This window comes from Nocardiopsis oceani, assembly GCF_054777395.1.
This window is the reverse complement of sequence record NZ_BAAHAR010000014.1, coordinates 128,747-139,781: the sequence shown is the minus strand read 5'-3', so window position 1 is coordinate 139,781 and position 11,035 is coordinate 128,747. Positions and strand designations below refer to the sequence as shown.

Annotated in this window: 9 protein-coding genes; 2 read left to right on the top strand and 7 right to left on the bottom strand. The window is 70.2% G+C overall.

All coding sequences use genetic code 11. The features are described 5' to 3' along the window. Both ACYVDG_RS10515 and ACYVDG_RS10510 read left to right on the top strand, forming a co-directional pair. On the top strand, positions 1-559 hold a 559-nt coding region (locus ACYVDG_RS10515; RefSeq protein ID WP_460748911.1), incomplete at its 5' end, for a group II intron maturase-specific domain-containing protein. Positions 560-1,116: 557 nt separating this feature from the next. Further along, positions 1,117-2,442 (top strand): HNH endonuclease signature motif containing protein, encoded by a 1,326-nt coding sequence (locus ACYVDG_RS10510; protein WP_460748909.1) that lies wholly within the window; start codon positions 1,117-1,119, stop codon positions 2,440-2,442. A gap of 652 nt (positions 2,443-3,094) precedes the next feature. Here the strand turns inward: ACYVDG_RS10510 and ACYVDG_RS10505 are convergent. From ACYVDG_RS10505 to ACYVDG_RS10475, 7 genes are all read right to left on the bottom strand, one after another. After that, on the bottom strand, positions 3,095-4,396 hold the full coding sequence (locus ACYVDG_RS10505) for a vWA domain-containing protein (RefSeq protein ID WP_460748906.1): 1,302 nt from the start codon (positions 4,394-4,396) through the stop codon (positions 3,095-3,097). Beyond that, a complete protein-coding gene (locus ACYVDG_RS10500) occupies positions 4,380-5,297 on the bottom strand; it encodes an SRPBCC family protein (RefSeq protein ID WP_460748903.1) in 918 nt (305 codons plus the stop codon). Before ACYVDG_RS10500 ends, ACYVDG_RS10505 begins: the two co-directional genes overlap by 17 nt. Then, positions 5,294-6,202 (bottom strand): AAA family ATPase, encoded by a 909-nt coding sequence (locus ACYVDG_RS10495; RefSeq protein ID WP_460748901.1) that lies wholly within the window; start codon positions 6,200-6,202, stop codon positions 5,294-5,296. Before ACYVDG_RS10495 ends, ACYVDG_RS10500 begins: the two co-directional genes overlap by 4 nt. A 3-nt stretch (positions 6,203-6,205) precedes the next feature. Beyond that, positions 6,206-7,165: an XdhC family protein gene (locus ACYVDG_RS10490; protein ID WP_460748898.1), complete on the bottom strand. Its 960-nt coding sequence runs from the start codon at positions 7,163-7,165 to the stop codon at positions 6,206-6,208. A gap of 74 nt (positions 7,166-7,239) precedes the next feature. After that, positions 7,240-9,603: an aerobic carbon-monoxide dehydrogenase large subunit gene (locus ACYVDG_RS10485; protein WP_460748895.1), complete on the bottom strand. Its 2,364-nt coding sequence runs from the start codon at positions 9,601-9,603 to the stop codon at positions 7,240-7,242. Next, on the bottom strand, positions 9,600-10,142 hold the full coding sequence (locus ACYVDG_RS10480; RefSeq protein ID WP_460748892.1) for a (2Fe-2S)-binding protein: 543 nt from the start codon (positions 10,140-10,142) through the stop codon (positions 9,600-9,602). Before ACYVDG_RS10480 ends, ACYVDG_RS10485 begins: the two co-directional genes overlap by 4 nt. Positions 10,143-10,144: 2 nt before the next feature. Further along, positions 10,145-11,017 carry an FAD binding domain-containing protein gene (locus ACYVDG_RS10475; protein WP_460748889.1) on the bottom strand — a complete coding sequence of 291 codons (873 nt, stop codon included), beginning with the start codon at positions 11,015-11,017 and terminating at the stop codon, positions 10,145-10,147. Positions 11,018-11,035 lie beyond the last annotated feature (18 nt).

The window sequence follows — 11,035 nt, the reverse complement described above, 5'->3', positions numbered from 1 at the left end:
GGTGCACTGTGCCAGTGAGCAACAGGCCCGCCATGTTCTCCAGGCGATCAAGGGCAGGATGGGCGAGGTCGGGCTGGAGCTGCATCCGGATAAGACGAAGGTGGTGTACTGCAAGGACGAGGACCGTACGGGGGATTGCCCCGATGTCGAGTTCACGTTCTTGGGGTTCACGTTTCGTCAGAGGGCGTCGATGCGGTGGGATGGGAGTCTCTTCCTGTCGTTTTCGCCCGCGGTCAGTAAACAGGCTCTGAAGAGGATGAGTGCTCAGGTGCGGTCCTGGAGGCTGCAGCATCGGACTGGGCATAGTTCGGAAGATCTCGCGCGGAAGATCAATCCGATCGTGCGGGGGTGGATGAGCTATTGCGGGGCTTTCAATAAGTGGGAGTTGTTTCCTCTTCTGAAGCGTATCAATGCCTACTTGATGCGTTGGATGCGTAATAAGTATGAGCGGTTGGGGGGTGCGAAGAAAGCTCAGCGTGTGTGGGATGAGGGTGTGAGAAGGAAGCCTCGTTATTTCGCGCAGTGGGAGTGGACGGTGCACGCTCCTCGTTCCTGGTGATCAGGGTGATAAGAGCCGTATGACGGGAGACTGTCACGTACGGATCTGTGAGGGCCGGGGGGTGAGATTCCCCCCGGCTACTCGGCGGGGAGGTGTGGTCGGGGAGGCGATGGGCCCTTCGGGCCCGGAGGACCCAACGGCACAAGCACGGCCTGGCGGCCGTCAACGGCCACTCCGCCGGAGTGTTGACGGGTCGGGTGTCGCGGCCGGTCAATGCGCGCGGCGAACCCCTCGGCCTGGCGGCCGGGTGCGCCACTCCGCCGGCGCTGAACGGTTGGCGGTGTCGCGGCCGGTCAATGCGCGCGGCGAACCCCTTTCGGGTGCCTTTCCCCGATGATCTTGCCCCCAGCTCCACCCTCGGCCGTCGAGAGTGGAGACAGGGGCAAGATCATCCCCTATGAGCGACCTGGAATTCCAGGTGGTCATAAATACCACCCCAGGTGGCCTGAACTGGGAGCCCGAAGAAAGTCAGGGGGCACCCCTGACGAAAGTCATGAATTCAGCACGAACCAGCGATAAGACTTCCTTTGTTCGACCCTTTCGCTTACAATAGAAGAATGACGATCTCTCCCGAAGCACCCACCCCCACCGGGCACACCCCGGTGGATACCGCGGTGGTCGCTGCTCGGGACGAGACCACAGCGTTCTTTAACCGCGACGTGCCCCCGGGAGCAGCGGGCGAGGTGCTGGACCAGGCCACCCGCGTGTGGGAACACCTCGACCAGATCAAAGTCTCCATGGCCGCACGGCTGGCCCAACTCGAAGCCACCGGGCAGCTGTTGGAACAGGGCGGACAGAGGAACCTGGAGGCGTGGCTGCGCCACGCCTTCGGGATCGCGGCCGCCCAGGCCAACGACCTGGCCCTGATCGGGCGCGCCGAATTCCGCCAAGACATGACCCCCACCCGGGAAGCACTGGCCGAAGGGACCCTGTCGGTGGGTGAGGCCGCTGCGGTGATCAAGGGCGCCGAGGCCGGGGTGGAGAAAAGGCAGAAGGGCGACCACCCCGACCCGGATCTGTTCCGCGCGAAAATGGAATGCGGAATCCTGGACTTCAAGGAATCGCGCCCGAACATGTCGGTGGGCCAGATCACCCACTTCGCCCACCAGCTGTGCATGCGACTCAACCCCAACAAGGTGGAAAAGGACCACGCGGCCGCCCACGCCGCCCGGGGCGCCCAACTGGTCACCACCTTCGACAAAACTTTCCTCCTCCAGATGTGGGGCTCGCCCGCCGATGCCCTGCGGATCCAGGTGGCCTTGGACAACTACCAGGTGCCTTTCCACCCTGAGGACGGGCTGTCCAAGTATGAGCGCACCTACGACGCCCTCATGGCCGCCCTGGGGTTCGCCCAGTCCCACCAGGGGTGCGACACCCCGACTACGGCCACGGCGTTGATCAACATCACCGTGCCCGCCACGTCCCTGGCCGGGGACGAGGAAGCCGAGGACGCTGGTCCGGCCACCACGGAGACCGGACAGGTCGTGCCCATCTCGGTGGTGCGTGAACTCCTCGGCCAGAGCTGGATCCGCCGCCTGGTGGTGGAGCAGAAGAACGGCCAGGTCCTGGACGTGGGCCGCTCCTGCCGGTTGGCCCCGCCCAAGATCCGGGCGGCCGCCTTCCACGGCCACACCAGCTGCGCCTGGCAGTACGGGTGCGACGTACCGTTGCCCTGGACCCAGGCTGATCACATCGTGGAGTTCTGGCAGGGCGGCACCACCAGCGCCGCCAACATCCAGCCGCTGTGCGCGACCCATAACCAGATCAAGCACCGGTGGGCGGTGCGCCAGGACCGCCGGATGTGGTCGGGCCGCAACCGAGGCCGCACCGGAAACCAGGGCTCGGACCCGGATGGGGACCCAGTCCCACCCCCGCACCCGTAACCGGCCACCCCCATCAAGAGCTCCCACCCGCCTGCGCCGGGTCTCTACCCCCGCATGGCCAGAACCCGCCCCGACCCCGACCCTCCCGGCCCCCAGGCACCAGCCCCCACCCGCCGGCCGAGGTTCGCCACACACCATGACCAGCCGCGACACCGCCAGCCGTTCAGCGCCGGCGGAGTGGCCCACCGGCCGAAGGCCGGGGCAGTTCGCAGCAGAGAATGACCGGCCGCGACACCCGACCCGTCACCGCTCCGGCGGAGTGGCGGTTGACGGCCGCCAGGCCGTGCTTGTGCCGTTGGGCCCTCCGGGCCCGAAGGGCCCGCCGCCTCCCCGACCACACGTCCCCCGTTTCCTGATAGCCGCCAACCCGCCGTCGCAGCGAAGCGGGTCAAGGTGGAGCGCCGTTGACGCGCGAAGCGCTCGATGGCGACGACCTTGAGGCGCGCAGCGGAGACGGCCACCATCAAGCGGCAGGAAAAGGGGAAACCCGCACCCAACAGGCGTCCTGCACCGACGAAGCACCTCGAAATGGAACTGTCTCCAGGAACCCCGACTCATCACCGACCCCCAGGCACCCCCACCCATGAGGCTCGCCCACCACCATGAGGCTCGTCCACCCCCAACTGGGCCCGCTTACCCCCACCGGGCCCGCTTACCCCCACCGGGCCCGCTTGCCCATCTTGGCTGCCCTCCACGTGGTCTGGGCGGCCACTGCTTCGACCACGCCACGCAACGCCTCGAAGGTGTGTGCGGGCAACAGGGCGTCGCAGTAGGGCAGGGCCGTCGACATCCCACCCGTCGACGGCTCGAACCCGGGCGCCGCCGCTCTCGGGTTGGCCCAGACCACTCGGTGGGCGCGTCGCCGCAGGCGCGCCATCGCCGCGGCCATCGCCTCGGGCGGGTCGCTGTCCCAGCCGTCCGAGGCCACGACCACCACTGCGCCGCGCAGCGAGGCCCCGTGCCGGGAGGCGAGCAACTCCCGCAAGCTCGCCGCGATGCGGGTTCCGCCGAACCGGTCGTCCACGGCACCGGTGGCACGGGCGACGGCGCCCTCTGCGGTTCCGTCGCGCAGGAGCGGGGTCAGCCGGGTCAGCCGGGTGCCGAACGCGAACGCCTCAGTGTCCACCGCCACCGCGAAGGCGCGCATGAGATGGACGTAGGCGGCGGCCTGGGCCCGCATCGAACCGCTCACGTCGCACAGCACCACCACCCGGCGGGGCCGTGGCACGGGGCGGCTCCGGACCAGCTCCACCGGCTCCCATCCGGTACGCCGGGCGCGTGCCAGAGTAGCCCGCACTGCCACCTTCCCCCGGGAGCGTCCTGGCCGCTGACGCCGCCCGCGGCGCCGCGGCAGCCGGGGCCGCAGCTCCGCCAGCCACGCCCCGAGCCGGGCGACCTCGGTTTCGGAGAGCTGCTCGAAGGGTTCGTCCGCGAGGGCCTCGACGGCGCTGGGAGCCAGCTCGGGGAGGGAGTTCGGCGGGTCCTGCTCCTCCGGGCCGCCGACGTCCGGCGCAAGGGTCACCCACGGCAGTCCGGCACCGGCCGAACCCTCCTGCTCGGGTCCGTTCCCCGGTTCGGGTGCGGCGTCCGACCTGGCCCGGAGGCGGGGCAGCGACGACGTGCCCTCGTCGCCCGGTACGGAGCCCCCGAACACGGCGGCGAACACGGAGTCGAAGGGGGCGAGGTCACCGTGGCGCCGTACCAGGCACACCCGCGCGGTCCAGTACAGGCGGTCGAGCGAGTCCGGCGGTTCGACGGCCAGTGCACGGGCGAGGGTGCTCGCGGAGTCCAGGTCGACCCGGACACCGTGGGCGCGCAGCCGTTCGGTGAAGGCGACGGTGAAGGCCGCCCGGTCCACCGCGGGCAGCGGAGAGGACCCGTGCGAGCCCTCGCACGTTCTCCCGACCGGGCCTCCGGACGCCTCGGCCCCCGGCCGGTCAGCCGAAGACGGCATAGCCGATCAGTATCCCCGCCACGACGACCACTACTGCCAGCATCGGCCACAGCCGCTGGAGGACGGCGCCACGGGAGGCCTTGCCCAGGTCCAACGGCTCGGCCTCCGCACCGTGGATCTCCCGGCGGGCGGCGGGTTGCCCGGACGGCGCGCTGTCGGTGTTCTCGCCGCTCTCGGAGCCTTCGCCTCCGGTACCGTCCGGTCCGTCCGTCCCCCGGTCCGGCTGGCTGTTCAGCCGACCGCTACCCGCCATGTGGTCGCCACCGGCCATGTGGTCGCCACCGGCCATGTGCCCGCCGCCCGTCATGTGGCCCCCGCCGGCCATGTGGGTTCCGCCGTCCTTGGGCTCTTCGCCCTGCCCGTTCCTGCTGTGCGCCATTTCAGCCGTCCCCCGCTCGGTATCAGCTTCCATGGTGCCGGATTCGGTCCCCACCTCGGCGGGCGCGGCCTCGGCGGGCGCGGCGGCGAGTTTGCCCTCCAAGCACTCCACGAACTGCCCCAACAGCCGCTCGGACACGTCCTTGATCATCCCGCCGCCCAGCTGGGCGAGCTTGCCGGTGATCTTCAGGTCGGTGCCCACGGAGACCGCCGTGCCGCCGTCCTCCTCCCGGAGCTGGAGCGTCACGGACGCTGACGCGTTGCCCGCGCCCCGGCTGGCCTTGCCCGAGGCCTGGATGACCGCGCGCCGCTCCGCGGCGTCCTGTTCGGTGAACTGCGCGGTGCCGTCGTAGGCGGCCACGACCGGACCCACCTTGACCTTCACCTTCCCCGAATAGACGTCGCCCTCCACCCCGGTGAGCTGCGCCCCCGGCATACACGGGGCGATCGCCTCGACGTCGGTGAACAGTTCCCACACCCGGTCCACGGGTGCGTCCACGGTGAACTCGTTGTCGATTCTCACGATGACTCCGCTCGGGCCCCTGGGGAGTGCTCAGACCCCGGCGGGCCATAGCCGAGGTCGGTCAGTGCCGAGACCACGGTGTCGTGGTCGTCGGGTGTCTTGGTCAGCGCGGACAGGGTCCGCACGATGTCGTCGCGGACTAGTTCGGTCACGCCCAGGGCACCCAGCGCCGCAACCCAATCGATGGTTTCGGCCATCCCGGGGGCCTTGTCCATCTCCAGGTCCCGCACCCGGCCCACGAACTCCGTTGCCGAACCCACCAGCGCCTCACCCGCCTCCGGGACGCGGCGGCGCAGGATCTCGGCGGCCCGCTCCGCTGCGGGGAAGGCGATCCAGTGGTAGAGGCAGCGGCGGCGCAGCGCGTCGTGCAGGTCGCGGCTGCGGTTGGAGGTGAGCACCACCAGCGGCGGCCGCTTGGCCGTGAAGGTGCCCAGCTCGGGGACGGTTACCGAAGCCTCTCCCAGGAACTCCAGCAGCAGCGCTTCGAACTCGTCGTCGGCCCGGTCGACCTCGTCGATCAGCAGCACGGGCGGCACGTGCCCCTCCTGCCGGACCGCCCGGAGGATCGGCCGGTCCAGGAGGAACTCCTCGGTGAACAGGTCGCCGTCCACGAGCCGCTCGCCCCGCGACTCCGCCACCCGGATCGCCAGTAGTTGGCGCTGGTGGTTCCATTCGTACAGGGACTCGCCCGCGGTCAGCCCTTCGTAGCACTGCAACCGGATCAGCGGCGCCGCCAGGACGTCGGCCAGCGCTTTGGCCGCCGCCGTCTTGCCCACGCCCGGCTCGCCCTCCAGCAGTAGCGGGCGGCCCAGAGCCAGCGCCAGGTACAGCGCGGTGGCCGTGCCCTCGTCCACCAGGTAGTCCCGGGCGTCCAGCCGCCGCCGAACCTCCTCGGAGTCCAGCACCCGCTACCCCTCGGCCCGGTAGTGGTCGCGGCAGCCGGGAGCACAGAACCAGATATCGCGCCCGTCGATCTCCAGGTGCGGGGTCGTGGGCCCCACGGTCACTGCCATGCCGCAGACCGGGTCCACCGCGGTCCCCGGCGACGGGGACCCGGTCCGGGACCCGGGCGGTGCGTGCGCCGCGGCGGCCGCGGTGTCCGGGACAGACGAAGAGGCCGGGACAGACGGTGCGGAGGGGGCGGTGAGGCCCTCCTGCCTGATCGCTTGGGTGACCTCCGCCAGGATCGACAGCGCGATCTCCGGGGCCGTACGCGCCCCGATGTCCAACCCGACCGGGGTGTGTACCCGTCCCCGTTCGCAGTGGCTCAGCTCCATGGCGTCCAGGACCGCGGCGCCGCGCCGCCGAGAGGCGACCAGCCCCACGAAACCCACACCGGCGTCCAGGGCGGCGCGGATCACCGAGGCCTCGTCGCCGCCGTGGCTGGCCACGATCACGGCGGTCGCACCCTCCACCACCTTCGGACCGGCGCCGGGCTCCACGACGATCCCGAGCGGCGGAGCCAGCTCGCCCAGGGCCTCGATGATCGGTGACTCGCCCACCACCCCGAGCACCGGGTCCGGCAGGCGCGGCTGGAGGAAGATCTCCAGCGCGCCCCCGGACAGGCACGGATTGACCACCACGTGCGCCCCCGGCGCTTCAGGGAAGTCTTCGCCCGCGCCAGGGAGCACCCGGAGCAGTACGCTGTCGCCGTTGCGGATCGCCTCCAGCGCAACCTCGCGCACCGAGCCCTGGGCGCACTGGCCCCCGACGAAGCCCTCGATGGACCCGTCGGAGAGGACGATCGCGGTGTCCCCCGGCCGGGCGGACGACGGTACCTGTGCCCGCACCACGGTCGCCTCGACGAACGGCACCTTGTCGGCGAGCAGCTCGCGGCTGCGGTCCGACAGGTCAACGGTGGCCACCATGGGTCCACCCCTTCTCTGTTTCTGCGTTGCCTACTGCGTCCGGCTGATGCTGTGCCCGGCCGGCGCTGACCAGCTCAGAACGACGGTGTGGCCTGGCCGCGCATGGCGTCCCACACCCGGGAGGGCGTGAGCGGCATGTCGGCGTGGCGGATCCCGTACGGCTTCAGTGCGTCCACGACCGCGTTCACCACGGCCGGGGGAGAGCCGACCGTGGCCGACTCGCCCACACCCTTGGCGCCGATCGGGTGGTGCGGGGACGGGGTCACCGTGTGCCCAGTCTCCCAGTCGGGGACCTCCAGCGCCGTGGGCAACAGGTAGTCCATGAGCGAGCCGTCCAGGCAGTTGCCGTCCTCGTCGAACGAGATCATCTCCATGAGCGCCATCCCGACCCCGTCCGCCAGGCCTCCGTGAACCTGCCCCTCGATGATCATCGGGTTGATCCGGGTGCCGCAGTCGTCCACCGCCACGAACCGGCGCACCTTCACCTGCGCCGTGCCCGGGTCCACGTCCACCACGCAGATGTAGGCCCCGTGCGGGTAGGTGAGGTTCTCCGGGTTGTAGCAGACCTGTGCCTCCAGGCCGCCCTCGATGCCTTCGGGCAGGTCGCCCGCCCCGTGGGCGCGCAGGGCGATCTCCTGGATGGTCACCGACCGCTCCGGGTCGCCCACGACCGAGTAGGCCCCCTTGGTCCACTCCAGGTCGGCGACCGACACCTCCAGCATCCCCGAGGCGATGATCCGCGCCTTGTCGCGCACCTTGCGCGCCACCATGGCGGCGGCCGCGCCCGACACCGGCGTGGACCGGCTGCCGTAGGTGCCCAGTCCGAAGGGGGTGTTGTCGGTGTCGCCGTGCACGACGTCGATGTCGTCCGGCGCGATGCCGATCTCCTCCGCCACGATCTGCGCGAAGGTCGTCTCGTGCCCCTGCCCTTGGGTCTGTACCGACAGCCGCACGACCGCTTTCCCGGTGGGGTGGATGCGCAGCTCACAGCCGTCCGCCATCCCCAGGCCCAGGATGTCCATGTTCTTGCGCGGGCCTGCGCCGACCGCCTCGGTGAAGAACGAGACGCCGATGCCCATCAGCTCACCGCGGGCACGCTTCTCCGCCTGCTCCTTGCGGAGCTCCTCGTAACCGGAGATGCGCAGGGCCTCCTGCATGGTGGGCCGGTAGTCGCCCGAGTCGTACACCCACCCGGTCTTGCTGGTGTACGGGAACTGTTCGGGCCGGAGGAGGTTGCGCATGCGCAGCTCGACCGGGTCCACCTCCAGCTCGTAGGCCAGGCAGTCCACGATCCGCTCGACCAGGTACACGGCCTCGGTGATCCGGAAGGAGCACGCGTAGGCCACCCCGCCAGGGGCCTTGTTGGTGTAGACGGCGTTCATCTTGGCGTAGGCCGCCTCGATGTCGTAGCTGCCGGTGAAGACCCCGAAGAACCCCGCCGGGTACTTGCTGGGCGCAGCCTGGGCGTTGAACGCGCCGTGGTCGGCGAGCACGTTGGTGCGGATGCCCAGGATGCGGCCGTCCTTGGTGGCGGCGATCTCGCCGCGCATCACGTAGTCGCGGGCGAACCCGGTGCTGATGAGGTTCTCCGAGCGGTCCTCCATCCACTTGACGGGCTTCCCGGTGACCAGCGAGGCCACGATCGAGCACACGTAGCCGGGGTAGATGGGCACCTTGTTGCCGAAGCCGCCGCCGATGTCGGGGGAGATCACCCGGATCTTGTGCTCGGGCAGGCCTGCGACCATCGCGTAGAGGGTGCGGTGGGCGTGCGGCGCCTGGGTGGTCGACCACAGGGTCAGGCGGCCCTCGACCGGGTCGAAGTCGGCGACCGAGCCGCAGGTCTCCAAGGGCGCCGGGTGCACACGCGGGTAGACGATGTCCTCGCTGACCACCACGTCCGCCTTGGCGAACACCGCCTCCGTCGCCGCCTCGTCCCCGGTCTCCCAGTCGAAGATGTGGTTGTCGGCCTTGCCCTCCAGGTCGTCGCGGATCACTGGGGCGTCCGCGGCCAGGGCGGTACGGGCGTCCGCGACAGGGTCGAGCATGTCGTACTCGACGTCGATGAGCTCCAAGGCGTCACGTGCCGAGTAGTGGTCCTCGGCCACCACGAACGCGACCTCCTGGCCCTGGAAGCGCACCTTGTCGGTGGCCAGGACCGCCTGGACGTCGCCGGACATGGTCGGCATCCACGCCAGGCCCTGCTCGTCCAGCGCGGCGCCGGTCACCACGGCCTTGACCTTCGGGTGCGCCTCGGCGGCGCTGGTGTCGATGGAGACGATCCGGGCGTGCGCCATCGGGGCGCGCAGGATCGCCAGGTGCAGCATCCCGGTCAGCTGGACGTCGTCCACGTACTTGCCGCGCCCGCGCACGAACCGGGGGTCCTCCTTGCGGAGCATCCGGCCGTGGCCGACGGGCTTGTCCTCGTTCACCGCGGTCACTGGACTTCCTCCTTCGCCTGCTCCGGCGCCTGGTCAGGGGCGACACGGGGTTCCGGTGGCGTCTGGACCGCCCGCGCAGCGGCCTCCTGCTCGGCCGCCCAGCGCACCGAACGCACGATGGTGGAGTAGCCGGTACAGCGGCAGATCTGCCCGGTGATGGCCTCGCGCACCTCGTCCTCGGAGGGGTCGGGGTTGCGGTCCAGCAGGGCTCGGGCGGTCATCATCATCCCGGGGGTGCAGAAGCCGCACTGGAGGCCGTGGCACTCCATGAAGCCCTGCTGCACGGGGTCGAGTGCGCCGTTCTCAGCCAGGCCTTCGACGGTGCGGACCTCCTTGCCGTCGGCCATCGCGGCGAGCACGGTGCAGGACTTGACGGGTTCGCGGTCCATCCACAGCACGCACGTACCGCAGTTGCTGGTGTCGCACCCCCAGTGGGTGCCGGTGAGGCCCAGGTGGTCCCGGATGAAGTGCACCAGGAGGAGACGGCTCTCGATCTCCTTGGTGACCTCTTCGCCGTTGACGGTCATGGTCACGCGCATGGTCAGGCCTTCCCGGTTCGGGCGACGGCGCGGCGCAGCGTCCGTCGGGTGAGTTCCTTGGCGAGGTGGCGCTTGTACTCGGCGCTCCCTCGGGTGTCGGTGCTGGGGTCGCAGCTCTCGGCGGCGATCTCGCCCGCCCTCGTGTACAGCTCCTCCGTGGGGCGCTCACCGCGCAGGACGTCGGCGATGCCGTCGACCCGGACGGTGCCGGGACCCACTGCGGCCAGTCCGACCCGGGCGTCGGCGACGGTGCCGCCGTCCAGCCACACCGCTGCGGCGGCGGAGGCCACGGCCCAGTCGCCCGCGCGCCGCTCGACCTTCTCGAAGGCGCTCGAGCCCCCGGGCTTCACGGGGAAGCGGACCTCGACGAGCATCTCTCCAGGGCCGACCGCGGTCTCGTAGGGGCCGCGGTGGAATTCGTCCATCGGGACCAACCGGTCACCCTCAGGGCCGCGGATCACGCACACGGCACCGAGGGCACCGCACACGGCCGACAGGTCTTCCGAGGGGTCGGCCTGGCAGAGCGAGCCGCCCAGGGTGCCGCGGTTGCGCACGATGGGGTCGGCGATCACCCGCTCGGCGTCACGGAAGACGGGGAAGACCTCCGCGAGCTCCTCGGACTCCAGGAGTTCCCGGTGCCGCGTCATGGCCCCGATCCGCACCCCGTCCGCGTCGACACGCACGTATCCGAGCTCCCCGTGGAGCTCGTTGATGTCGATCAGGTACTCGAGGTCGGTGAGCCGGAGTTTCATCATCGGCAGCAGACTGTGGCCGCCCGCGACCAGCCGCGCGGACTCACCCAAGCGGTCCAACAGACCGATCGCGTGGTCGACGCTGGTCGCTCGTTCGTACTCGAACGGTGCTGGGACCTGCATGTACGCCTCCTAGCCAGT

What these genes read in the sequence shown, in the direction of transcription:
- ACYVDG_RS10475 (WP_460748889.1), bottom strand. Translation starts at nt 11,017, where the DNA reads ATGCAGGTCCCAGCACCGTTCGAGTACGAACGAGCGACCAGCGTCGAC.
- ACYVDG_RS10505 (WP_460748906.1), bottom strand. Translation starts at nt 4,396, where the DNA reads ATGCCGTCTTCGGCTGACCGGCCGGGGGCCGAGGCGTCCGGAGGCCCG.
- ACYVDG_RS10480 (WP_460748892.1), bottom strand. Translation starts at nt 10,142, where the DNA reads ATGCGCGTGACCATGACCGTCAACGGCGAAGAGGTCACCAAGGAGATC.
- ACYVDG_RS10510 (WP_460748909.1), top strand. Translation starts at nt 1,117, where the DNA reads ATGACGATCTCTCCCGAAGCACCCACCCCCACCGGGCACACCCCGGTG.
- ACYVDG_RS10490 (WP_460748898.1), bottom strand. Translation starts at nt 7,165, where the DNA reads ATGGTGGCCACCGTTGACCTGTCGGACCGCAGCCGCGAGCTGCTCGCC.